Origin of the sequence: Mycobacterium sp. NPDC048908, assembly GCF_043197955.1 — a bacterium.
In the GTDB taxonomy this organism is placed as follows: domain Bacteria; phylum Actinomycetota; class Actinomycetes; order Mycobacteriales; family Mycobacteriaceae; genus Mycobacterium.
Map to the genome: position 1 here is coordinate 14105 of NZ_JBICUE010000027.1, position 23684 is coordinate 37788.

Here is a 23684-nt window from a genome sequence, read left to right on the forward strand (position 1 = left end):
TCGATACGTACAATCGCCTGCAATCCGTTTCAGCCAGGCGGGCAGCATCCGGGTTGTCGTAACGCTCGGCGGCTGTCTCACGACATAGATGACATCGTTGAGTCGGGAGGTCGGCCATGGCGAGGCCACGCTTAGTCGCTGCTGTCGCTGCGCTGCAAGATTGGTACGGGCTGTCTTTCGCCCGACGCGCATCAGGGGCTCGAGTGTGTCAGCATGAGTTGGTGACATCACGCCTTTTCGCCATCTCGTTCGGCGTTGCGGCCCTGGCCACTTCGGTCTTGCAGATCACCCAGGCGCCGCCCGCAGAGGCGCAACCGTGCCCGGATGCCGAGGTCGTTTTCGCCCGCGGCACGACCGAGGCACCTGGAGTGGGGCCCACCGGTGAGGCCTTCGTCGAAGCACTGCGCGCCAGGACGGTCGGAAAATCGCTGGGGGTGTACGCGGTCGACTATCCCGCGACCATCGACTTCCCCACCGCCGTCGACGGAATCAACGATGCCCGCTCGCACATCCTCGCGACGGCGGCGAACTGTCCGAAGACCAAGATGGTGTTGGGTGGCTTTTCGCAAGGCGCCGCAGTCATCGGCTTTGTCACCGCGAACGTTGTACCCGAAGGAGTTTCGCCTGCGGATGTGCCGGCACCGATGCCACCCGAGGTGGCCAGCCACATCTCCGCCGTCGCTCTGTTCGGTAAGCCTTCCACCCGTTTCATGCGCGCCATCAACGACCCCGCCGTGACAGTCGGACCGCAGTATGTCGGCAAGACCATCGAATTGTGCGTCGACAACGACCTGGTATGCGATACCAGCGGGAGGAGCTTCTCGGCTCACAACACGTACATCGACGGCGGCATGGTCGACCAGGGCGCAACTTTCGCCGCTAGTCAATTGCAGGCGAGTTGGGCTGCGGATGCGGCGGCGCAACCTTCTGTCACGGGCCCGGTTCCCGGCCCAGAGGCCACGCCGGCGCCTTCACCGCTGTCTGCACCCGCGGCTCCGGTCACACCTCCGCTGGCCGGCGCCGGAATTCCCGACCCCACACCACATTTGCCCACTGGCCCGGTACCGCCCGGTCCGCCTTCGGCCCCTGCTGCGCCGCCCGCCCCTGACGCACCGATCATCTGACATCAACAAGCGTGGCGCCCGCGGAAGTGCAGACGCGGTTGGCGACCACCGATCCAACAGTGCGCCCGGATCTACTCAGCTGTGCCAGGGCTGTAAACCGCCGCCGGGTATCGAAGCCAAATTCGCGGGGCGACAGGGCGATTCACCGCCGCCAAGTTCCGAATCGACCACAAGTTTCGTTGCAGCGCAACGCCATCGCCGAGTCGCCGTATCGAAGCTGGGCGGGTGCGTCGGTACGTGAAAAGTCGAAAAGGTTGCCCGGCGCTTCGCTGAACTCCATAATCAGCCGGTGACCCAACTGAAGAGTGGTTTTTGCGCGTTCGCCGCGGCGCTGATGCTGGTTTTCTCGTTTCTGTCAACACCCCTCGCCTTGGCTTACCCGCCCGGTGGCGTGCCGCAGGGCGCACACATCACCGATGTTCAGCACGTCACGGATCGGTGGGACAAGGTTTCGGTCTACTCCCCCGCGATGAACAAGGTCGTGGTGAACGACGTCTTCAAAGCCCCGAAGTCGGGGGCGCCGACGTTCTATCTGCTGCCCGGCATCGACGGCGGCGACGATCTCGATCCCGGCGGCACCGTTCCGCCCGGCGGCAAGAGCTGGTTCGGCATGACCGACATCCAGGGCTTCTTCGCCAACAAGAACGTCAACGTCGTCTCCCCACTCGGCGGCGCGTTCAGCTGGTACACCGACTGGGTCGACGACGGAAGCAAGCAGTACCAGACGTACATGACCAAGGAACTGCCACCGCTGATGAACAAGCAGTACAACGCCAATGGCCGCAACGCCGTCGGCGGACTGTCCAGCACCGGCGGCACAGCGGTCGATTATGCAGTCCAGGCGCCGGAACTTTATCGCGCCGTCGGCTCGTACAGCGGTCTGCTCAACCCGTCCGATCAGCCCCAACAGGTGGCGTTGGCGCTGGGCGGTGGCGGCGCCAGTGCCGATGCAATGTGGGGCCCCGCGGGCGGTCCGCTCTGGGTCGCCCACGACCCGTCGAAGAACGTCACGAAGCTCAAAGGCGTCGCGGTCTACGCCGCCGCCTCGGCCACCGGCGGGGTTGGTGCGGTCGACCAACTGCCGCCTGACTTCGGGCCGAACATCGCGGGTGGCTTGATCGAGCGCATCATCGCCGACAGCACCAAGGTGTTCGCCGATTCGGCTGCGGCGGCGGGGATACCGATCAACTACGTGGTGCGCCAGGAAGGCTCGCATACGTGGGGCTTGTTCGGGTCGGAGATGCAGGAATCCTGGAACACCACTATCGGGCCGGCGCTCGGCGCGTAGCGGCTAGCCGCGCGGCGGCCGCGGCGGTGACGAAGCACCCCAACTCCGTCCACCCCGCGGCGTCGCCGAGGCCGTCCTTGGCCAACAGCAGAAGCGCAACGCCGGCAACGCAAGTCAGAGCACCGGCGATCGTCGCGGCAGTGCGGCTGGAACAGGCCTGCGCATCCCACCACGGCAGTCGGCGATGCTCCAGCGGTGCCAGCAATCGAAATATGACGGCCATGACGCCCGCGAAGACGACCGCCCGCAGCGCGAGCCGGGCCCAAAACCATGGTGCATCAACGTCATACGCGTCGAGGCCCACCGCGTTCAGCGCGAAGGCAGCGACTGCGATCGCGGGGATGTGCCAAAGGTAAAGGGTCATCGCTCCCCTGTTGCCAACCACCACGACATGCCAGACGCGGGGTCGGGCAGCGAAGCGGCGGACGGCGTCGGCCGAGGCGACGAACGCGCAGGACATCCAGGTGCAGTGCAATCCCAGCAGCAGAGTGGGCGGTGACACGTTCGACACGTGTTCGGTGCCCGTCACGACCAGTGAGACGTCATAGGGGGCGACCACGGCGAGCAACGTCTGCGCGACGAGCGCGGCGCCTGCGACCAGCAATGCGGGGCGAACGCCGATCAACCGACGCGCATATGCCACACCGATCGCAACGGGGATCAGCCAGACAACGAGGTAGTTGGCGACACCTGCGCTAGTGGCGCCGACCGCGATGCGCAGCCAGTCCCCTGCCGCCGCCGCAACCAGCAGCGACGCGACGAGAATGGCGATGCCGCGGGCCGTCTTCAACCGGGTGAAGGCGGGAACGAAGCCGAGTGCCACGAGATATACGCCAAGGAACCACAGCGGCGCGACGGATTCGCGCCCCAATCCCTCCGCCGATTCCGCGCCGAGAGTCAGTCGAGCGGCGACAAGTCCGGCCGACCATGCCGCGAGATACCAGAACACCGGTCGGCACAACCGCTGGGCTCTGGCGAAAAGCCAAGTGCCCCAGGGTGTACCGGCGCGCCAGCCGTAGGCCCCCGCAGCGCCCCCCGCCAAGAAGAACAGCGGCATGACCTGGACCACCCAGGTGATCGGGGTGATCGCGGGGATCTCGCCAAGAAGGTTGCCGATGTGCAGCCCGTTGCTGTCGATGGTGGCCAGCAGCAGCGCGCAGTGCCCGAACATGACCACGACGAGGGCCGCGAGCCTGGCGACGTCGACTGCGCGATCACGGCTGACCGGAGTGTTCCCGGCGACCATACGTGAGCCGGGCGTGGGCTTGGCGCGCGTCATGGTCCCAGCATGCCTGGCCAGGGCGCTTAGCGGATGAGTAGTACTACGCGCTAATCTCTCGTGCGCGGCGTGGTGCCGCTGTTTGCTCGGAGGGATTCGACATGCGCAGGTTCAATATGGCCGCCCTCGTTGCGGCTCTCGCCGTCTTCGGCTCGGCCGGTGTGGCCACCGCCGCCCCGAAGGATTATTGCGCCGAACTCAAGGGCGGCAACACCGGCCGGACGTGCGAAATCCAGCTCAGCGATCCCGGATATACCGTCAATATCAGCATTCCGTTGGACTATCCCGACCAGAAGTCGGTGGCCGACTACATCGCGCAGGCCAGGGACGGATTCCTCAACGTCGCCAAGTCGGGCGCGCCCCGCGATACGCCGTATGAGCTGGAGATCACCCCAACCGAGTACAACTCGGCGGTACCGCCGCGCGGCACCCAAGCGGTGGTGTTCAAGGTCTATCAGAATGTCGGCGGCGCGCATCCGCAGACCATGTACAAGGCATTCAACTGGGACCAGAGCTATCGCAAGGCGATCATCTGGACGGCCGCGCCCGACGATAAGAACAACACGCCGTTGTGGCGGGTTGATGATCCGCTGAAGATCGTCGCGCCGATTGTTCAGGCAGAACTTCAGAAGCAGCTGGCACCCCCGGCGCCCCCGGCCGCACCGCCCGCGCAGCCGGGACAGGCCCCGACGACGCCGACGACGACCACTACGACGGCGCCGCCGCCGCTGCCGATCGCACCCGCCGCGCTGTACAACCCGAACAACTACCAGAATTTCGCCGTGGTCAATGACGGGGTGATCTTCTTCTTCGACCAGGGCGTGCTGCTGCCGGACGCGGCCGGTGCTCTGCAGGTTCTGGTGCCGAGGTCACAGATCGACCCGATGATCGCGTAACTCTCAACCTTTGGTGAAGGTAGCCACTTCGCGCCGGGTACAGCAGTAAGGTGCTGGCCGTGGGCGGAAACCTGTTAGCCAACGGCCGCGGCCGCTGGCTGGCACTCGGAGCGTCGGTGGTGCTGGCCGCCGGCATGTTCTACGCGCAGGGCGGCGAACCGCGCCACGGTCCTGAGCATGCCGCGGTCACCCCGACGACGCAGGTGCCCGCGCCGCCGGGTGCGCCCAAAGTTGCGGCCCCGACCGAGGCGGAGTTGTTGGCCGCGAGCGCCCCCGTCGCCGGCCAGGATTTCCGGTTCGCGTTGCCTGCCGGCATCGCGCCGGAAAACGGCCTGCAGATCCACACCATCTGGGTGGCGCGTGCGATCGCCGTGATGTTCCCCGAGATCAAGACGATCGGCGGGTTCCGCCAGGATCCGCTGAAGTGGCATCCCAACGGGTTGGCGATCGACGTGATGATCCCGAACTATCACTCCGACGAGGGCATTGCGCTGGGCAACCAGATCGCTGGATATGCATTGGCCATGGCGAAGAAGTGGGGCGTGCTGCACGTGATCTGGCGGCAGGGCTTCTACCCGGCTCAGGCCGCTCCGAGTTGGACCGCGGACTACGGCAACGAAACCGCCAACCATTTCGATCACGTGCACATCGCCACCGACGGTGGCGGCTACCCGACAGGCAAAGAGACGTACTTCCTCGATTCGATGCGGTCGTGACCGCGCGCCGGTGCTGCCTTGCCGTCCTGTTCGGCACCACTTTGGTTGTGGCCGTGGGGTGTTCGCAGGCCAAACCGCCGAGTGCTGCGCCCCCGGCGACGTCCACGACGGCGGCCAGCGCGACCATGCTGGACGAGACGACGGCGCCCGAGGCGCCCACCGGAGCGCAGCCCGGGTTGGCGCAGGACCCGGCCCAACTTGCTGATGATCTCGTCGCTGATGACCAGACGCTGCACGATCCGTCAGCGTCGGAGGCGACGCTGGCGGCCGCGGCACGCCGTCAGCAGGCTGCGTATCGCGCGATCGGGCATCATCCCGAGTGGGACGCGATCACACGGCCGCGGATCCCCGCGCCCATGGTCGAGGTCTATGACCTCAACATCGACGCCCGTCGCCATCTTGTCACGCTGGCGCACGCCAACGACACGTTGCCGGCCTGGCGCATCGAAGCCCCGGCACCCGCCGAGCAGCTGATGAGTGAGTACCGCGAAGCGGAATCGGCCTCGGGGGTTGGCTGGAACTATCTGGCGGCGATCAATTTCGTCGAGACGCGCTTCGGGAGCATCAACGGGGTGAGCACCGCCGGCGCACAAGGACCCATGCAGTTCCTGCCGTCGACGTTCGCGGCCTACGGAGACGGCGGTGATATCCACTCACCGCATGACAGCATCATGGCGGCGGGTCGAATGTTGGCGGCCAACGGTTTTGCCACCGACCGTGATCACGCCATCTATCGGTACAACAACTCCGACGCGTACGTGCGGGCGGTCAACGACTATGCGGCGGTACTGATGGCGGACCCGGCAGCGTTCATGAGTTATTACCGGTGGGACGTCTACTATCCCACGACAGCCGGTGACGTTGTTCTGCCGATCGGCTACGCCGAGGAGACAGCGATTCCCGTCGCCGAGTACCTGGCGACGCATCCGCCGTGACTCATTGAACCTGCTCTGCGGCAACGGATTTCATGATTCAGGTGGGAATTCCATATCGATCCGAACGGCCTGTTGGATGCCGGGCTGGTCGGTGACGGACTCCGACGTCACCGGTCCGAACGTCGAACTCAGTTGGCCGTCGGGACCGACGAATTGGGCGTTGAACGTCGGTAGCACAGGTGCGCTCGTTATGTAAAGCGCTTCGCAAGTGCCATCTTTCATTCGGGAGCGATAGAACTGACCGATCGCGACCTTCGGGGTGTCGTCAGACAAGGAGCCTTGCGAAAGCAGCACCGACGATCCGCGGCGAACGGTCGCAAGAGTCAATGCGCCGGTGCATTGGTCGGGGTCGGCCACCTCTTGGAAGAACTTGTGGATCACTACGTGAACGGCAGTGCCGACATTGTCCGCCACCTCGCAGGCCACGCCGTCACACTCCGTGACCGGTGCTGCCGATGCCTGCTGTAGTGGCGCAACCGCGAGCAGGCCCATGCAGACCACGCCGGATACGACCAAGCGTCGAGTGCGTCGTCGAACTCCCACCCTGCTCCCTCTGAATCCTGTTTCGATGGGACCTTGTCCGGGTCCGCTGACGCTACCGAGCGCCCGTAGCGCCGCGGGTTGAAATCCACGAATCCCCGATGAGTTGGGGCTCCTGACCCGAGCTCGAAAATGTTTGCTATATCAACTACGTCGGCGGTTCATGAGGGGCACAATTGCAGGAGATAGTGCGGAAATGCGGTCCAAGGGGGGCGGGTATGCGGAACTTGATTACAGGATTGGCCGTTGCGGCTGCGCTGTTAGTCGCCGCACCAGCGTATGCCGACCCTGCTCCCGACCCCCACATGCCCAACATGCAGGCGGGCTATTGCCCTGGCGGCGGTATGGGCTCGCAGATCTCTCTCGCGTACTGCGACGGCGTGCCCTATCCCGATGGCACGTTCTGGCATGCGATTCAGTACGGGGCGCCGATGATCGGCCATCCTTTCGGGTTGCTGTCACCCGGGCTGCAATGCGTCGTCGGGGGCGGACCGATTCCACAGCCAGCGCCGCCTGGCGGCTGCGGCGGAGCGGTACCGCCGCCCCCACCGCCTGCGTAATTCGTTTGAGTCGGGCGTCGCGCCGAGCGTCCCCGCGCTAGTCTTTGCCGATGATCGCGGGCGAGAAGGCGCCTGACTTCACTCTGTATGACCACACCGGTCGGCCTCGGACCCTGTCCGCACTCCTTTCCGACAGGCCGGTCGTGCTGTTCTTCTTCCCGCTGGCGTCGTCACCCATCTGCTCAGCCCAGGCTTGTCATTTTCGGGATTTGAGCAGCGAATTTGCCGCGGTCGGCGCACAGCGTGTTGGCATCAGTACCGACACCATCGACAGGCAAGCCCACTTCGCCCAACAACGCTCGTTCGACTATCCGCTGCTGTCCGACGAAGACGGCGTGGTGTCCGAGCTGTTCGGCGTGCGCCGAGGCAGGTTCGCCAAGCTGCGTGGATCCGTGCTGGCGCGTGAGTCGGCCCGGCACAGTCGGCACGCGCGGCGTCGCGGCCTGCTGGCCCGGCTGCTGCCCGTCAAACGGACAACGTTCGTCATCGACACCGACCGCACCGTACTCAAGGTCGTTTCCAATGAAGTGCGGGCGTCGGTGCACGCCGACCAGGCCCTGTGGTTTCTGGAGAATCACGAACCACGACATTCGCTCAGTGCCCGAGAGCAGGACTGGTTCCCAGAACCAGTAGCCGCGGGTCGTATCGACGCCGATGTCGAACTGCCGCTCGAGGCTCCGATCGAATCGGTCAACACTGCCGCGAAGCCACCGCGTTGGCCGAGAAATGATGTGCGGGGCCAGATCCTGACATGGTGCACCCACAGCACCACGGTCGCGGAGATCGCCGCTAGGTTGTCGTTGCCACTCGGAGCGACGCGGTTCTTGGTCGACGAGCTGGTGTCGGAGGGTTATCTGCGGGTGCGCGCTCCCCTCGGCGGCGCCATGACAATCGACGAACGACGCGAACTGATCAGTAGGACCCTGGCCGGCCTACGAGCGCTCTGACGTCGGCGCCCCGGTCGATTCCCCGCCCGTCAGATTCGTAGCGGATTGCCAGAATCTATCCAGCCGTAACCCAGTTCAGCGAGCAACTCTCAGGACACACGCACTTGCTACGGAGGCACACCACAGAGACCAGGAGGGACAGCCATGCAGCAGTCGGTGAAGATGCGAGGAACCCTGGTTGTCGGCGCCGCGCTCATAGCGACGGGCGCATTCGCAATTGCTCTGGGCGAAGAGAAGGCAGCCGGACCCGAAACTGTGCCCGTCGTGTCCAGTGGCCAAATGACACTCGGTGGCACCGCAACCACAACCACCCCGCCTACCGTGGCCCCCGTCGCGATCGCTACTCCCGCCGAAAAGGCGACCGTGCCCTGCGGCTTCACCAAGGGCTGCTGATCGCTACCGTCGACTGTCCAGCGCCCCGAGATCGAGCGAGCCACAACCATCGAGGCCGGCCCGCCGAAACCATAACGGGCTGAACAAGACAGCGGGAACAGCGGCGTCCCCCGGCAACCGGCCGAACTCTGCCAACTGGGCAATTTGGCGCGGCTAGGGTGAATCGGTGGCAGACGTGACAGTGATGGGCGCGGGCGCCTGGGGCTGCGCGATTTGCGGCGTGCTCGCGGATGCAGGGAACTCGGTGACACTGTGGGCGAGAGAGCCCGAGGTCGCCGACGAGATCAACGCCTGTCACCGCAACACCCGGTTCGCGCCCGGCATGCAGTTGTCGGCTGCCATTCGGGCCACCTCGGACCCCGTTCATCGACGATCGCGCCACACTGGTGAACCTCTCCAAGGGCATCGAGATCGGCACCTTGTTGCGTTGGTCCAGCGTGTGCCCGACAACGGCTTGTTCCAGTCGTCGTCGGCTGCAATAACCAACAACCGCTTGAAGTCGGCGCGCGCCCGTTCGAGGTCAGCCGCAAGGGCTGCCCGCTCCGTTCGTTCGTTGGCCATCGCTTGCCTCGATGTAAGCGTTGTCTACCTAGGCTCCAGCGTAAAGCCCGATAGCCCCTCGTCCTGCACAGCCCTTGTGGAGCGCCATAGAGGCGGCTCTGCATTGCTCCGAAACCGCCTCCGGGCTGCGCCAATCCGTCACGACGGGCGCACCATGCCCACAAAGTCGGCTCGTCAGCCCGATTGCTGACTGCATGTGCCTGCGACTTCGGCCGAAAGCGAACCATGACGACGCGTATGGCAACCGCTCGATAGCTTGGGTTGATGGGTGCAACGCGTGAACTCACCTACGACGTAGACGGCCTGACGATGGTCGCGCACCTGGCGTGCCCGCCCGGCGAGGGGCCTTGGCCGGCTGTGCTTATCGGACACGACGGGATCGGCCTCGACGACTATCAACGGCGCCGCGCCGACGACCTGGCTGCGCACGGTTACGCAGCCTTGGCGATGGATTATCACGGTGGTCAGTTGTTCTTCGGTAGGCCGGAAGCGATGCTGGCCAGGGTCATGCCCCTGTTGGGCGATGCTCAGCGGATGCAGGCTATTGGTCGTGCCGCGCTTGATGTCCTTCTCGCGGTGCCCGGTGTCGACGCTGATCGGCTCGCCGCCCTCGGCTACGGCGCCGGCGGCCGTATCGTGCTCGAACTCGCCAGGGCGGGGGTTGCGTTCAAGGCCGTTGCTGTCGTTCATCCCGGCCTGTCGGACGTCAGCGCGGAGGACTGGAACGAGGTAAGCGGCACATTCCTTCTGTGTACCGGCTCCGAAGATCCGATCTGCACACCTGACCAGATCCTCACGTTTGGCCGCGCACTCCAGGACGCCGGAGTCGACTGGCGGGTGAATGTTTATGGCGGCGCCAAGCACGCGTTTTGGGCCCGGCCGACAAACCCCGATGGGTCGCACGCCGAGGGGATCACTCACCCCGCGGCCACCGTGCCCGGCGTCGGTTATCACCCAACGCACACTCCGCGGGCATGGCGTGCGGTGCTCGACTTGTTCGACGAGGTTTTCGAGACGTTGCCCGAGACAGCTTTGGAATGAATTAGCAGCGCCGTCTTACGGACTGCGTGTAATGCGCGCCGCCGTCGAGGCGAGACTTTCTACTACACGGGTTGGCGGCTCAAAAACAGCCTCGACGTGGGCGGGGCTCGAACGCGTTGTCGGAAATGGCGGGTGCCGCCGCGTCGGTTTGCACGAGATCGACCGGGCACTTGGCCGCCTCGTTCCTGGCGAGGGCACCCAAGCCGCGGGAAGGAGTGGGCCTTCGTGTGGCGTCACCCTGGGGGTTCAATAACTTGGCGATGTCGCGTTCATCTTGACGCCTGACCACCGGCGAAACACCCAGCACTGGGTGACCGGTTATTTGGTGTTACCGCCAGTCTGATTCGGGCTCCATGGTGACGCTCATCGAGGAACGGCGGTCGCGCGCGTCGCCAGGCCCTCCTCGCAACCCCAGGCAATCGGAGTGCGAGCGGGCCGACCTCGGCTGTCGACACCTGAGCATGCCTGTGGCAAAAGGGACGAAAGATACTGATGCGAGAATTGAGGCTGTTGTTAAGTTAAGTGACAGCTGATGTCCAGCCCCTGGAAACGATTGGGACAAACAACATTTCAAGACTGCGAAGGTCGGACTCGAGGAGGCGTCCGGCTCCCCCCTCGAAAGGAATTGGAAATGAACGCATCTCATGTCCGCCACCGCCGCGTGGCACGGATGGCTGTAGTTGCAGCCGCAGCTGCGATGAGCGCACTGGCTGTCATGCCGGGTGTCGCGAACGGGGACACCCCGAGTAGTCGGCCCACCCCGGATAAGCCCTGCGGCGTCGCTCAGAAAGCCGCCAACACCAAATACGAGCATGTGGTGTGGATCGTGATGGAGAACAAGAGCTTTGCGCAGGTGAATGGTTCTGCCGATGCTCCTTACATCAACAAGCTCGCCGGGTTGTGCGGAGAGGCAACAAACTACAACGCGATCACCAATCCCAGTCTGCCCAACTACATCGCCATGACATCTGGTTCCCCTCAGGGAGTCACCGACGATGCGGACCCGCCGGCACACCCGCTCAACGTCGATAGCATCTTCTCCCAACTCGGCGGTGACTGGCGCGCACTCAACGAGTCGATGAAGACCAACTGCGGGCAGCACACCGACGGCAAGTACGCGCCGAAGCACAACCCTGCGGCGTACTACGTCGAGAAGAACTTCTCGACGTTGTGCCAGCAGAAGGACATCCCGTTTGACAACACGGCCTCCACACCGGACCTCAGCGGAAAGTTCACCTTCATCACCCCCGACCTGTGCGACGACATGCACGACAACTGCGCAGGCACTGGCGTGCCTGGGGAGCTGCAGACCGGAGACAAGTACCTGTCGGCCCTGATTCCGCAGCTGATCAACAGCACCGAATACCAGTCGGGTAACACCGCCATTGTCCTGACTTGGGACGAGGGTGGCGCCGGAAGCAACCAGGTCCTCACCGAAGTGATCGCCCCGACGGTGGTTCCGGGCACCAAGGCAAGCGATGCCTTCACGCATTACTCGCTGCTTCGCACCACCGAAGACATGCTCGGCCTTCCGCCGCTCGGCGAAGCGACAAAGGCGGCCAGCATGCGCAACGCGTTCAGCATCTGATCCCGACATATCGCGAAGCGGTGGGGCGGCGAAACCCGTCCCACCGCTCACGAACACCCGTCATCGGCTCGCCCGGCTGCGCACTGACCGCGTAACGATAAACCGCGCCCGAGGCTCCCGCTCGGACGGCGAGGGCGATCCCATGCACGGGCGGCCAGCAGAGCTATCCCGGCGGCACAGCAGCGGGCGCCAACACCGAGCCTGTAGGGCGGCAACGTCGTTGGCGGCCGACAGGGTGAATGTCAGCAAAGTTTCGGGTCCGGCAACGCACACTGGCGAAAGCGCAAGGCAGGCAACGATGTTGACGGCGCAGCAGGCCAATGCTGAAGCGGTTCAGGCGGATCAACGGTGTCCGACCCGGTGATCGGCCTCCTCGTCGGACCCGGTGCGGGGGTACCCGGGTGCGGAAAGCCGAGGGCCAAACCTGATGGCATCCGGCGTTACGACACAATCCGTCGACACGGTCTTTCGATAGAGCTCACAGCCACTTTCCCAGGCCTAAATCGGACAGCGTGAACTACATGTGAACTAGTCCATCAGGGCGCTAGCAATGCCCACCGAGAGGTAGCGCGTGAATTGGAGAGTGGTGGCCTGGAAGTCATGGGCTAGCTGACCCCGGGCGAAGCGCGTCAGCTCGCCGCGCAGTTGATCGCCACTGGGGACAGCCCGACGGCATCGTGAAGGAATCGACCATCATGCGGAGGCTCGAGAAGGTCGCCCGGCACGTCGGCGCCGACGTATTCAGTCCGTAGTGGGAGCCGGATAACGACAGCGCACGTCGTATCTAAGTGATCGGCCCCCACCCGCGCTCCCTTGGTGGCGGATCGAATCCCGTTTAGCGGCGACCCATACGAGGAATGCGCTCAACAGCGTCGGCGCTGAGGTTGGTCACGTCTTGGGTCGGCGTGAGGTGTTCGACGGGGTGACCCTGGAAGTTCAGCAGCGAGCCTGGCCCGCCGAACGCCGTCCCGCCCCGTCAGGCGCGTGGGGATTAGGCGCCTGGCGGGGCCCCTGGGCGCCCGACCGGTGAGCGCCTGACCGGAAAGGGGTCCGGGAGACATATTTTCTCACCCGTCAATAGCTGGTATTAACCACTTCTCGCGCGTCTCTAACCTGCGTTGCGTCAGAAAACATCCACGATGGGTCGTCGGTGCCCTTGGATAACGTCTTAGGCAGCGCCTGGGCCCTCGACCGCCGCTAATAAGTTCCGCGAAGTCGCCAGCCACCGAGAACCCGACGGCCAAGCTCCTCGCCGAAGGACTAACCGCGTTCACGGAAGGCCCTTGGGGAGTGGGATAACAAGCTCGACATGGTGAAACAGCAGGTGCAATCGAGCACTGTCGATTGCACGCCCCCGCCGCCGATTAACTCTCCCGAGGGTGGCGGCCCGGTTGGGTATCTAGGCCGCGGTGCGGTTTGGAATGAGCGTCCCAGAGGTATCCACCGCACAGCCCCACTCCGGGCCATAAGCCACCACGAACCGAAGGAGGCCCACCATGGGCGCCGACGACAAAGCCAGCAACAAAATCGAGGACCTAGGCGGCAAAGCGAAAGAGGGCCTCGGCAAGGTGACAGGCGACAAGGACACCCAGAACGAGGGCAAGGTCGACCAGTCAAAATCGAGCCTGAAGGATGCTGGCGAAAAGGTCAAAGACGCCTTGAAAGGCGATTAAGCAGCGGCGTTCCGCGGCAACAAGCCCGATAGAGGAGAAATGGCTGACCTCAAAGAGCTAGCCGACCAAGCCGCCGAAGAATTGCTCGTAGCGATACGAGAACAGGCGGGAAAGGCGAGCGACTTAGAGTTGCTTCACCTCGCGGAGGCGTATTCGATGGTCGTTTCAACTGAAGTCAGCACAAGGCTGGCGGACGAGAATGCATCCGCCCAGGCGGAGATCGAGTCGGCGTATGACTACGCGTCCGGAAGCGGAGCGTCTATCTCGTCGATTTCATCCATCCCACCGGAATAGGTACCCCATAGGTACCCTCGAGGCGATCTGACGGGGTCGGTGCAACGATGCAAACTGCGCCGTCCACACGCCATGACAGAACCGCCGATATGTTAGCGGTGCTTCGTCTGGTTCTGCCGACAATGCGGGCGGTTTGGACTTGGCGACTGTCCGCCGGGCGACGCCCGGGGGTTGTCGCCCGGCGGGCCACCTTGGAGTACCCGAATCTGCTGCATCTGTTCTATGTAGGCGTGGCCGTTGTTGTTCTCAATGGTCTTCGTCATGGGGGTGTTTGAGAACGTTATCCGACATGATGCACCGACAAAACCAGGTCCTGTAGTTCCGAACCATCCTCCAGATCAACAACTTTGAGGCCCAGCTGTATGCGGGGGTCATCCGCCAGGCCACGTCGCGAGCGTGAAGGAGAACAGGATGAAAGTTCCGATACAGGCGGCAGCGTTACTGATGGCGATACTGGGCCTGATGGTCGGTGCATCAGCGTTGGCCTCAGCCATTCCCGACTCCCACGGCGACGCGACCTATCTGGGGTTGCTCGACGAGAACGGGGTGTCTCACCCCGATCCTCAGGCGATGGTCGCTTTCGCTCATGACCTCTTGGATGAACTGAGCGCCTCTCCGCAGGGCGACGCCAGTGTCGGCTCCATAGTCAGCACCGGCGAGGAGCGGTTTTCCCAGCACGACATGGGCGTGATCATCGCCGCCGCAGTCGTCGCCTACCGACCCTCCTTGATCCCTGTGGTTCAGCACTGGGCGGACAGCGCCGCTGGCTTCCCCTGTGGAGCGGCAGCTCAGGGGATGCTGTCACCAAATCAGCATCGGGGAGGCGTTTGACCGTTTCTCTTGCGCCAACCGCACCGCAGGCAGCCGAGCGACTTGCGGTTGGCAACCAGAGGCCCGAAAACGGGCTGGGTCGCGACCGAGCTCGGAACGCCGGTCGACCCGAGCAACATTCTGCGCACCGTCCAGATCTCGGCGCAGAAGGCGGGCATGTCCGACGTCGGCGTGCACACGCTTCGGCACAGCGCCGCCGTAGCCTGGTTGGAGTCAGGAGTGCACATCAAGGCGGTGGCCGATCTGTTCGGGCACAGCTCGATCGCCATCACCGGCGACATACGGGCATACCAGCGATGACACTGCTCGGGCAGCAGTCGAATCCCTGGCCAGTCACCTCGGCATCCTTGGCTAAGTAGCCGTCGCTATCCGTGTTGCTATCCACACCCCCACCGGGTATGAAAAAGGCGGCTCCGGCCACCTCCAAAACCGCTCCCCACCTGCGTCAATGTCGGTCGGGCTGACAGGATTTGAACCTGCGACCACTTGACCCCCAGTCAAGTGCGCTACCAAACTGCGCCACAGCCCGCGGTGCTGCCGGGATCGCCGGCAGCAGGTCGAAAGCCTACCGCAGCGTGACGTCACAATCCCAACCGCCACCAGTGGGTACTTCCACACGGTGAGCGCACACGACGACATTCCGCTCTGGCTTTTCGCCGACCAACTCGGTCCTGCGGTTCACGGCGGCGAACACGCCCATCGCGAGGTCCTTCTCGTCGAGGCCACCAGCGCGCTACGTCGACGCCGTTATCACCGCCAGAAGCTTCACCTCGTCCTGTCCGCCCTGCGGCACGCTGCCCGCGACCTCGGCGATCGCGCCACGCTGATCCAGTCCGATACCTACACCGATGCGCTCGAACGCTTCGGGCGACCGGTCCTGGTGCATCAGCCCACCTCACATGCCGCCGAAAGGTTCGTTCACCGCCTCGCGGCACGCGGACTCGTCGCCGACGTCCTGCCCACCCCGACCTTCGCTCTGCCACGGGCCGAATTCGCGGATTGGGCGGGCACCCGCACCCGCTTCCGGATGGAAGACTTCTACCGCGACCAACGCCGCCGCTTCGACGTTCTGATGGATGGCTCGGAACCCGTTGGTGGCCAATGGAATTACGATGCGGACAACCGCGAGCCGCCGCCACGAAAGCAGTCCACACTTGGTGTGCCGCCGCCGTACAAACCTCGAGAAGACGACATCGATGAACAGGTTCGCCGTGACCTCGACCGGATGAACCTCGACACAGTCGGGGTCGATGGTCCTCGGCTGTTCGCAGTCACGCCGTCGGAGGCGCGGCGCGCGCTGGCCCGATTCATCGAGCACCGTCTCCCCTCGTTCGGCCGGTACGAAGACGCGATCATGGGACAGGACTGGGCGATGTCGCACTCGCTGCTGTCTGTGCCGCTGAATCTAGGTGTGCTGCATCCTCTCGACGCGGTGTACGCCGCCGAGCAGGCTTACCGCACCAAGAAGGCCCCGCTGGCTGCCGTCGAAGGCTTCATCCGCCAGATTTTGGGCTGGCGCGAATACATGTGGCACCTGTACTGGCAGTTCGGCCCGGCCTACACCCGAAACAACGAACTGCAGGCGCGAACGAAGCTGCCCGAGTGGTGGACACAACTCGACGCCGACGCCGTCACCGCCGAGTGCCTGCGCCATGCACTGGCCGGCGTGCGTGACCGCGGGTGGACCCACCACATTCAGCGGCTGATGGTGCTCGGCAATCACGCCCTGCAGCGCGGCTACCGGCCCGATGCCCTCGCCGAGTGGTTCGCCACCGCCTACGTCGACGGATTTCGGTGGGTGATGCCCACCAACGTGATCGGGATGAGCCAGCACGCGGACGGCGGCAAACTCGCCACCAAGCCCTACGCCGCGGGCGGCGCGTACATCAACAAGATGAGCGACCACTGTGCCGAGTGCGCATTCGATCCGAAGAAGCGCCTCGGCGAGGACGCCTGCCCGTTCACCGCAGGCTACTGGGCGTTCGTGAACCGTCATCGAGATCGGCTGTCGAAGAACAACCGCACCCAGCGCGCGGTGTCGTCGATGGAACGGTTGTCCGACCTCGACGCCGTCCTCGAACAGGAGGCCAACCGGCGCCGGTTCTAAACGGTCACCAGGCGATACAGCCCGATTGCGCCGACCATCACGATCGCGGTGCGCAACGCCGCCGGCGACAGCCGTCGTCCGTAGTGCGCACCGAGGAACCCGCCGAGCAGTGACCCCACCGCGATCAATCCAGCCGCCGCCCAGTTGATCCGGTCGAATGCGACGAGGGTGTACGCCACCGCCGCCACGATGTTCACCAACAGCGACAGCAGATTCTTGGCTGCATTCATCCGCTGCATGTCCTCCGGCAGCAGCGCACTCATCGCCGCGATCAGCATGATGCCCTGCGCCGCCGTGAAGTAGCCACCGTAGATCCCGATCGCGAAAGTGCCGAACACCAGCGCCGCCATCCGCCTACCGCTGACGTGCTCTGGCGACTGGCCCGACAACTCCGCGCGCCGCCGCGCCCACTCCTGGATCTTCGGCCCGACGACGACCAGGCCGAGCGCGAGCACCAGCAGGACCGGCACCACCTGTTCGAACACCTTCTCCGGCAGATGCAGCAGCAGCCACGAGCCCAACAAGGCGCCGACCAACGACGCCGGGATCTGCCAGCGCAGCCGATGCCATTGCCCGCGCAACTCCCGGCGATAGCCCCACGTGCCGGACACCCCGCCGGCGACCAGGCCGACGGCATTCGACATCGTCGCCGTCACCGGCGGAAAGCCCAGCGCCACCAAGGTCGGAAACGTGATCAGCGTGCCCGAACCGACGACGGCGTTGATCGCTCCCGCCCCGACACCCGCCAGGGCGATCAGGATCATGTGGGAGACGGGCATTTGCCCAACCCTATCGAGACTTAGCGCCTCTCTTTTCCCGCACCCTGACGTTGATCCGGATCGGGCTGCCCTCGAACCCAAACGTTTCGCGTAACCGCCGCTCAAGGAAGCGCCGATAGCCGGCCTCGAGAAAACCTGTGGTGAACAACACAAACGTGGGTGGCCGCGCAGTGGCCTGAGTGGCGAACAGAATTCGCGGTTGCTTACCTCCACGGACCGGTGGCGGTGTGGCCGCCACCACCTCCTTGAAGAAAGTGTTCAGCCGTCCGGTGGGCACGCGGGTGTCCCACGACGCCAGCGACGTCTCCAGCGCGGGCACCAGCTTCTGCACCGCGCGGCCCGTCTTCGCCGAGATGTTCACCCGCGGCGCCCACTGCAATTGGGAGAGCTGCAGGTCGACCTCGCGGTCCAGCAGATAGCGCCGGTCCTCGTCGACCAAGTCCCACTTGTTGAACGCCAGCACCAACGCCCGGCCCGCCTCGATCACCATCGACAACACCCGCTGGTCCTGCTCGGTCAACGGCTGCGATGCATCGATCAACACGATCGCCACCTCCGCGGCGTCGATCGCGCCATGCGTGCGCACCGAGGCGTAGAACTCGTGACCGCTGGCTTGACCGACCTTGCGGCGCAATCCCGCTGTGTCGACGAAACGCCATAGCTTGCCGTCCATCTCGATCAGCGAGTCCACCGGATCGACCGTCGTGCCCGCCACGTCGTGCACCACCGACCGCTCGTCACCAGCCAGCCTGTTCAGCAGCGAGCTCTTGCCCACATTGGGCTTGCCGATCAACGCGACTCGGCGCGGACCTCCTCCGCCCGAGGCCATCTCCGAGACGGCGGGCAGCGACTCGGTCACCTTGTCGAGCAGGTCGGCCACCCCGCGACCGTGCATCGCACTGACGGGATGCGGCTCGCCGAGTCCCAGTGACCACAACTCCGCCGCGTCGGCTTCACCGCGTTCGCTGTCAACCTTGTTGGCGGCCAAGAAGACTGGCTTGCCCGAGCGTTGCAGCAGCCGGGCCGCCGCCTCGTCGGCCGTCGTGGCCCCGACCGTCGAATCGACGACGAAGATGATTGCGTCCGCGGTGCGCATGGCGACCGAGGCCTGCTCGGCGACCAACTGCTGCAAGCCCTTTGCGTCCGGCTCCCACCCGCCGGTGTCCTGCACGACGAAACGCCTGCCGCTCCACAGCGCGTCGTAGGAAACCCGGTCGCGCGTCACCCCCGGCACATCCTGAACGACCGCCTCGCGACGGCCAAGGATGCGGTTGACCAGTGTCGATTTGCCGACGTTCGGGCGGCCGACGACAGCAACCACCGGCGGCGGCGCCGCGGCCTCCTCGATGGCCTCGGCGACCTCTTCGGCGCCCAGTTCCCAATCGGTTTCGTCGCTCCACGTGTCGTCACTCATCGCGGCGCCCCGGCCCGCTGCTTGACGAGGTCGAGCAGATGGGCCACCACTTGAGATTCGGTCATATCGCTGGTGTCGACGATGAGCGCATCTTCGGCGGCCCGCAACGGTGATACCTTCCGCGTCGAGTCCAGATGATCGCGCCGTTTGACGTCGGCCAGCACCGCCTCGTAGTCGTCGGGCAGCCCAGAGGCGATGTTCTGCTCGTTGCGCCGTCGCGCCCGTTCTTCGGCCGACGCGGTGAGGAAGATCTTGACGTCGGCGTCGGGCAGCACCACCGTGCCGATGTCGCGGCCCTCGACCACGACGCTGCCCTGACCGACCGCCAACTCACGCTGCATCTCGACCAGCCGCACCCGCACCGCGGGCACCGCCGACACCGCCGACACCGCCTTCGTCACCTCGTCGCCGCGGATCTCGGTCGAAACATCCTCTCCGGCAAGGTAAGAGCGGTCCGCGTCCGGATCGTAGCCGACGGCGAGGTCGACGTCGGCCGCCGCCGCGGCGATGGCATCGACATCGTCCAGATCGACGCCGGCACGCAACACCGCAAGCGTCACGATCCGGTACATGGCACCGGTGTCCAGATAGCGTGCGTCCAGTGACCGAGCCAAACCTCTTGACACAGAGGACTTTCCAGTTCCGGCGGGCCCGTCGACGGCGACCACCAGCGAGGAGCTCACAGGCCCACCGCCTTGTACAACTCCCCTACCTCCTTGCGGCTCAGCACCCGGATACTGCCTGGCCGCTGATCACCGAGAGACACCGATCCGATGTCAGTGCGCACCAGTTCCAGCACGGGATGGCCGACCGCCGCCAGCATCCTGCGCACGATCCGCTTGCGCCCTTCGTGCAATGTCACGCGGACCAACGTCTTACCGGGCACCTTGTCGACCAACGCGAAATCATCGACTCGTGCGACCCCGTCGTCGAGTTCGATGCCGTCGCGCAGCGTGCGGCCCAGTCCCCGCCGCACCGCACCGTCGACCGTCGCCACATACGTCTTGGGTACCTCGAACGAGGGATGCATCAATCGGTGCGCCAGTTCGCCGTCGTTGGTCAACAGCATCAGCCCCTCGGTGTCGGCGTCGAGCCGCCCGACGTGGAACAGCTTCTTGTTGCCGCGCACTCGGTGCTCGACCAGGTCACCGATGCACGGCCTGCCACGATCGTCGCTCATTGTCGAATGCATACCGCGCGGCTTGTTGATCGCCAGATGTACCAAGGTGTCGTCGAGCGTAACGCGGGCCCCGTCGACGCGGATCACCGACACGTCCGGATCCACTCGCGTGCCGAGCTCGGTGACGATCCTGTCGTCGACCTCGACCCGGCCGTCGAGGATCATCTTCTCGGCGACGCGGCGCGATGCAATTCCGGCCTGCGACAACACTTTTTGCAGACGCACGCCTTCGGAGTCAGCCATCTCACTCCTGGTCTACGTCGAATGACATGGGTTCGCCACCGGCGGGCGCCGCGCCGTTGAGCTTCATGAAACGCGGCTCCTCGGCCAGTGTTTCGCTCAGATCGTCGATCACGTCGACATCGGGCAGCAGCGGCGCGATGTCCGGCAAATCGGCCAGCGACGTCAATCCCAGCCGCTCCAGGAACAGTTCGGTGGTCGCGAACGTCACCGCCCCGCTATCGGGATCCACGCCGGCTTCGGTGATCAGTCCGCGCGCCAGCAGCGTGCGCATCACCGCGTCGACATTGACGCCACGCACCGCGCTCACCCGCGCGCGCGTCACCGGTTGGCGGTAGGCCACCACCGCCAACGTCTCCAGCGCCGCGCGGGTCAGCTTGGACCTGGCACCGTCGAGCAACAGCCGCTCGACGTACGGAGCGAACCGTGCCCGCGTGTACATCCGCCAGCCACCGCCGGCCTCCCGCAGATCGATGCCGCTGTCTCTGGCCGCGAGCTCCTCGGCCATCGTCTGCAGCCTGGTCGCCACCCGGTACGCCGGCTGGTCTGTCGCAGCGGCCAACTGATCGACCGTCGCCGGGGTGTCCACCACCAACAGCAGCGCCTCGAGCGCCGCGCCGAGTTCGGAGACGTCCAGCTCGGGTGCGGTCGCGACGTCGATACCCAAATCGAGATCGGTCGGAGGGTCCGCGGCGGCTTCGGCCGGCAAATCGTCAGTCATATTGGTCTACTTCCGCCGCCAGGTGTTCGTTGGTGGGCCGTTCGCCGGTCCACGAAATCTGGAGCACACCAAGCGGTTCTGGTTGCTCGAATGCTACCGCCCGCGCCCGGTAGAGCTCGAGCAGCGCCAGGAATCGGCCAACGATCTCGATCGGCGCGCCACAGTCGGCCACCAGCTCGGCGAACGACGCCCATTGCCCGATGCCCCGGGTTTCCAGCAGGTTCATCAGATTGCTCACCTGCTCGGGCACCGAAACGACGACCTGGTGCAGGTGGTCGGTGCCCACAGTCGGCACCGGGCGCGGGGTGAACGCCGCGGCGGCTATCTGCGCGAAGTTCTCGGCGTCGACGCCCAGCATGACCTCGGGCAGCAGTTGCTCGTAGCGCTTCTCCAACGCCACCGCCCGCGGGTAGCTGCGCAGCGCCGCGGCCTCGAGCTCGGCGAACATCTCCGCGACGTGTTTGAACGCCCGGTACTGCAGCAACCGCGCGAACAGCAGATCACGGACCTCGAGCAGCGCCAGGTCGTCCTCGTCGTGCACCTCACCGGCGGGAAGCAACCGCGCGGCTTTGAGGTCCAACAGCGTGGCCGCGACGACGAGGAACGCCGTCGTCTCCTCCAACTCCAACTGCGGACCGATCGCCTTGGTGTAGGCGATGAAGTCGTCGGTCACTTGATGCAGCGCGACCTCGGTCACGTCCAGGCGGTGCGCGAAGATCAGTTGCAGCAGCAGGTCGAACGGACCCTCGAAATTGCTCAGCCGGACCTGGAAACCGCTCTGCTCGGTCTGCTCCTGCGGCGCTGACTGGACGTCGTTCACGCGCCGAACCGGTCGATGACCTCGCGCGCCAACGACCGGTACGCTTCGGCCCCACCGGATTTCGGTGCCCAGGTGGTGATCGGCTCACCCGCCACACTGGTTTCGGGGAACCGCACCGTGCGGGTGATGACCGTGTCGAACACTAGATCGCCGAACCGCTCCAACACGCGGGCCATCACTTCGCGGGAATTGACGGTGCGAGGGTCGTAACGGGTGATCAGGATGCCGCTGATGGACAACTTCGGGTTGAGCCGGTCGTGCACCTTGTCCACGGTGTCGGTCAGCAGTGCTAGGCCACGCAGCGAGAAGTACTCGCATTCGGTCGGGATGATCACGCCGTCGCTGCACGCCAGCCCGTTCACCGTGAGCAGGCCCAGCGACGGTTGGCAGTCAATCAGCACGTAGTCGTAGCGGTCGAGCACCGGATACAGCGCACGGGCCAGCGACTGCTCGCGGCCGACCTCGTTGACCAGTTGGATCTCGGCGGCCGACAGGTCGATGTTGCTGGGCACCAGGTCCATGCCCGGCACCCGGGTGTGGATCAGCACGTTGTCGATCGACACCCGTGGCTCGACCAGCAGGTTGTGCACCGTGTTCTCGAGTTCGTAGTGCGGCACGCCCAGCCCGGCCGACAACGCTCCCTGCGGATCGAGGTCGACCAGCAGCACCCGGCGACCGTATTCCGCGAGGCTCGCGCCGAGGTTGATGGTCGACGTCGTCTTTCCGACGCCGCCTTTCTGGTTGCACATCGCGATGACCTTGGCCGGGCCGTGCACGTTCTTCGGCTTCGGCTCTGGAATGGTTCTCGGTAGCCGACCGGTCAGGCCCAGTTCGGACCCTTCTGCTTCGTCGGTCATGCCGGACCGTCGCTGGTCAGGCACGCAGAAGGCATTCCGAACATCCGGGCAAGTTTAACGGGCGGTGACTGCCTGGACTGGCAGACCCGCAGGCAACGTCGAGCCCAATCAGCCGAATCGTCCGAATACGCTGACGGCTATGAGCCTCAAGCGGCGGTTGCCGTTCCTGCGCTGGTCGTTCTGGCGGCTCGCGATGGGCGCCCACAACATCACCAAGACCGGCCAGATCGGTGACGGACGCGAAGCCGCCGCCGCTGACTACGTCGTCGCCAACGCACGCAGGGGTGACATCGACGACGTGATCGCCAAGGTCGACCAGTTCGCCTACGAGAAGTCGTTCCTGATCAACGTCGGCGATGAGAAGGGTGAGTTGCTGGATGCCGCGGTCCGCCGGGCCCACCCCGGCCTGGCGCTGGAGTTGGGCACCTACTGCGGCTACGGTTCGCTGCGAATCGCTCGTGCGGCGCCGTCCGCCAGGGTGTTCTCTGTCGAGCTGTCAGCGGCCAATGCCAAAGTGGCGCAGCGTATTTGGGCACACGCTGGCATCGCCGACCGGGTCACATGTGTGGTGGGCACCATCGGCGACGGCGGCGTGACCCTCGACGCGCTGGCCAACGAACACGGCTTCGCCGCTCGCAAGCTGGACCTGGTGTTCATCGATCACGACAAGAGCGCCTACCTACCGGACCTGCAGAGCATCCTCGAGAGGAGCTGGCTGCACCGGGGCTCGATCGTCGTCGCAGACAACATCCTGCTTCCAGGCTCACCCAAGTACCGCGAATTCATGAACCAGCAGCAGGGCAGCCTCTTCGACACCATCGAGCACAAGACGCACGGCGAGTACCAATCGCTGATGCCCGATCTTGTCCTGGAGTCGGAGTACCTGGTCGACTGACAGGA

Annotated in this window: 25 protein-coding genes, 1 tRNA gene and 2 pseudogenes; 18 read left to right on the top strand and 10 right to left on the bottom strand. The window is 64.9% G+C overall.

The genetic code is table 11. The features are described 5' to 3' along the window. Positions 1-218 precede the first annotated feature (218 nt). Both ACGFK1_RS32480 and ACGFK1_RS32485 read left to right on the top strand, forming a co-directional pair. On the top strand, positions 219-1124 hold the full coding sequence (locus tag ACGFK1_RS32480) for a cutinase family protein (protein WP_393439890.1): 906 nt from the start codon (positions 219-221) through the stop codon (positions 1122-1124). A gap of 289 nt (positions 1125-1413) precedes the next feature. Continuing rightward, complete coding sequence (locus ACGFK1_RS32485; RefSeq protein WP_393439780.1) at positions 1414-2412, top strand: alpha/beta hydrolase; 999 nt, start codon at positions 1414-1416, stop codon at positions 2410-2412. Here the strand turns inward: ACGFK1_RS32485 and ACGFK1_RS32490 are convergent. Further along, positions 2387-3691 (bottom strand): acyltransferase, encoded by a 1305-nt coding sequence (locus tag ACGFK1_RS32490; RefSeq protein WP_393439783.1) that lies wholly within the window; start codon positions 3689-3691, stop codon positions 2387-2389. The two genes, ACGFK1_RS32485 and ACGFK1_RS32490, sit on opposite strands and share 26 nt — an antisense overlap. Before the next feature lie 101 nt (positions 3692-3792). On the opposite strand from ACGFK1_RS32490, the gene ACGFK1_RS32495 reads away from it, so the two are divergent. The 3 genes from ACGFK1_RS32495 to ACGFK1_RS32505 are packed head-to-tail and all read left to right on the top strand — an operon-like array spanning position 3793 to position 6238. Next, positions 3793-4587 (top strand): RsiV family protein, encoded by a 795-nt coding sequence (locus ACGFK1_RS32495; RefSeq protein ID WP_393439786.1) that lies wholly within the window; start codon positions 3793-3795, stop codon positions 4585-4587. 50 nt (positions 4588-4637) lie between these two features. Continuing rightward, positions 4638-5303: a glycoside hydrolase gene (locus tag ACGFK1_RS32500; RefSeq protein ID WP_393439789.1), complete on the top strand. Its 666-nt coding sequence runs from the start codon at positions 4638-4640 to the stop codon at positions 5301-5303. Beyond that, a complete protein-coding gene (locus ACGFK1_RS32505) occupies positions 5300-6238 on the top strand; it encodes a transglycosylase SLT domain-containing protein (RefSeq protein ID WP_393439792.1) in 939 nt (312 codons plus the stop codon). Before ACGFK1_RS32500 ends, ACGFK1_RS32505 begins: the two co-directional genes overlap by 4 nt. A gap of 30 nt (positions 6239-6268) precedes the next feature. Here the strand turns inward: ACGFK1_RS32505 and ACGFK1_RS32510 are convergent, their stop codons facing one another. Continuing rightward, positions 6269-6754, bottom strand: a complete 486-nt coding sequence (locus ACGFK1_RS32510) for a hypothetical protein (protein ID WP_393439795.1) — start codon at positions 6752-6754, stop codon at positions 6269-6271. Positions 6755-6996: 242 nt separating this feature from the next. Here ACGFK1_RS32510 and ACGFK1_RS32515 point away from each other — a divergent pair, with 242 nt between their 5' ends. The 11 genes and pseudogenes from ACGFK1_RS32515 (at position 6997) to ACGFK1_RS32565 (ending at position 14966) form a co-directional block, all read left to right on the top strand. Then, complete coding sequence (locus tag ACGFK1_RS32515) at positions 6997-7338, top strand: hypothetical protein (protein ID WP_393439798.1); 342 nt, start codon at positions 6997-6999, stop codon at positions 7336-7338. A gap of 50 nt (positions 7339-7388) precedes the next feature. After that, positions 7389-7913: pseudogene (locus tag ACGFK1_RS32520) on the top strand (peroxiredoxin); the annotation flags it as partial. A 114-nt stretch (positions 7914-8027) separates the two neighbouring features. Further along, positions 8028-8285, top strand: a pseudogene (locus tag ACGFK1_RS32525) (DUF742 domain-containing protein); the annotation flags it as partial. A 144-nt stretch (positions 8286-8429) separates the two neighbouring features. After that, a complete protein-coding gene (locus tag ACGFK1_RS32530) occupies positions 8430-8678 on the top strand; it encodes a hypothetical protein (protein WP_393439801.1) in 249 nt (82 codons plus the stop codon). Between the two features lie 184 nt (positions 8679-8862). Next, positions 8863-9429 (top strand): 2-dehydropantoate 2-reductase N-terminal domain-containing protein, encoded by a 567-nt coding sequence (locus tag ACGFK1_RS32535; RefSeq protein ID WP_393439893.1) that lies wholly within the window; start codon positions 8863-8865, stop codon positions 9427-9429. A gap of 74 nt (positions 9430-9503) precedes the next feature. Further along, positions 9504-10280, top strand: coding sequence for a dienelactone hydrolase family protein (locus tag ACGFK1_RS32540; protein WP_393439804.1), 777 nt, complete (start codon positions 9504-9506; stop codon positions 10278-10280). A 697-nt stretch (positions 10281-10977) separates the two neighbouring features. Further along, complete coding sequence (locus ACGFK1_RS32545; RefSeq protein ID WP_393439807.1) at positions 10978-11868, top strand: alkaline phosphatase family protein; 891 nt, start codon at positions 10978-10980, stop codon at positions 11866-11868. A 1496-nt stretch (positions 11869-13364) separates the two neighbouring features. Further along, a complete protein-coding gene (locus ACGFK1_RS32550; RefSeq protein WP_393439810.1) occupies positions 13365-13541 on the top strand; it encodes a CsbD family protein in 177 nt (58 codons plus the stop codon). 39 nt (positions 13542-13580) lie between these two features. After that, positions 13581-13835, top strand: a complete 255-nt coding sequence (locus tag ACGFK1_RS32555; protein ID WP_393439813.1) for a hypothetical protein — start codon at positions 13581-13583, stop codon at positions 13833-13835. A gap of 411 nt (positions 13836-14246) precedes the next feature. Next, positions 14247-14666, top strand: coding sequence for a DUF732 domain-containing protein (locus ACGFK1_RS32560; RefSeq protein ID WP_393439815.1), 420 nt, complete (start codon positions 14247-14249; stop codon positions 14664-14666). Positions 14667-14714: 48 nt separating this feature from the next. Next, positions 14715-14966 carry a tyrosine-type recombinase/integrase gene (locus tag ACGFK1_RS32565; RefSeq protein ID WP_393439818.1) on the top strand — a complete coding sequence of 84 codons (252 nt, stop codon included), beginning with the start codon at positions 14715-14717 and terminating at the stop codon, positions 14964-14966. Between the two features lie 155 nt (positions 14967-15121). Here the strand turns inward: ACGFK1_RS32565 and ACGFK1_RS32570 are convergent. Next, positions 15122-15195: transfer RNA gene (locus ACGFK1_RS32570), tRNA-Pro, on the bottom strand. Between the two features lie 90 nt (positions 15196-15285). Here ACGFK1_RS32570 and ACGFK1_RS32575 point away from each other — a divergent pair. Next, the gene (locus tag ACGFK1_RS32575; RefSeq protein ID WP_393439821.1) at positions 15286-16773 is read left to right on the top strand and encodes a cryptochrome/photolyase family protein; all 1488 of its coding nucleotides are present in this window, start codon (positions 15286-15288) and stop codon (positions 16771-16773) included. Here the strand turns inward: ACGFK1_RS32575 and ACGFK1_RS32580 are convergent. Genes ACGFK1_RS32580 through ACGFK1_RS32610 form a run of 7 tightly spaced genes read right to left on the bottom strand, consistent with a single transcriptional unit; the run spans position 16770 to position 22784 of the window. Further along, positions 16770-17552 carry a sulfite exporter TauE/SafE family protein gene (locus tag ACGFK1_RS32580; protein ID WP_393439824.1) on the bottom strand — a complete coding sequence of 261 codons (783 nt, stop codon included), beginning with the start codon at positions 17550-17552 and terminating at the stop codon, positions 16770-16772. The genes ACGFK1_RS32575 and ACGFK1_RS32580 overlap by 4 nt on opposite strands. A gap of 10 nt (positions 17553-17562) precedes the next feature. Then, positions 17563-18966, bottom strand: coding sequence for a ribosome biogenesis GTPase Der (gene der / locus ACGFK1_RS32585; RefSeq protein WP_393439827.1), 1404 nt, complete (start codon positions 18964-18966; stop codon positions 17563-17565). Beyond that, on the bottom strand, positions 18963-19649 hold the full coding sequence (gene cmk / locus ACGFK1_RS32590; RefSeq protein WP_393439830.1) for a (d)CMP kinase: 687 nt from the start codon (positions 19647-19649) through the stop codon (positions 18963-18965). The genes der and cmk overlap by 4 nt, the downstream gene beginning before the upstream one ends. Then, positions 19646-20389 (bottom strand): pseudouridine synthase, encoded by a 744-nt coding sequence (locus ACGFK1_RS32595; protein ID WP_393439833.1) that lies wholly within the window; start codon positions 20387-20389, stop codon positions 19646-19648. The genes cmk and ACGFK1_RS32595 overlap by 4 nt, the downstream gene beginning before the upstream one ends. A gap of 1 nt (position 20390) precedes the next feature. Beyond that, entirely contained in the window at positions 20391-21107 is a 717-nt protein-coding gene (gene scpB, locus ACGFK1_RS32600) for an SMC-Scp complex subunit ScpB (protein WP_393439836.1), read from the bottom strand. Continuing rightward, on the bottom strand, positions 21100-21927 hold the full coding sequence (locus tag ACGFK1_RS32605; protein ID WP_393439839.1) for a segregation/condensation protein A: 828 nt from the start codon (positions 21925-21927) through the stop codon (positions 21100-21102). Before ACGFK1_RS32605 ends, scpB begins: the two co-directional genes overlap by 8 nt. Further along, the gene (locus ACGFK1_RS32610) at positions 21924-22784 is read right to left on the bottom strand and encodes a ParA family protein (RefSeq protein ID WP_393439842.1); all 861 of its coding nucleotides are present in this window, start codon (positions 22782-22784) and stop codon (positions 21924-21926) included. The genes ACGFK1_RS32605 and ACGFK1_RS32610 overlap by 4 nt, the downstream gene beginning before the upstream one ends. A 139-nt stretch (positions 22785-22923) precedes the next feature. Here ACGFK1_RS32610 and ACGFK1_RS32615 point away from each other — a divergent pair, with 139 nt between their 5' ends. Next, entirely contained in the window at positions 22924-23679 is a 756-nt protein-coding gene (locus tag ACGFK1_RS32615) for an O-methyltransferase (RefSeq protein WP_393439845.1), read from the top strand. The last annotated feature ends 5 nt before the right edge of the window (positions 23680-23684 follow it).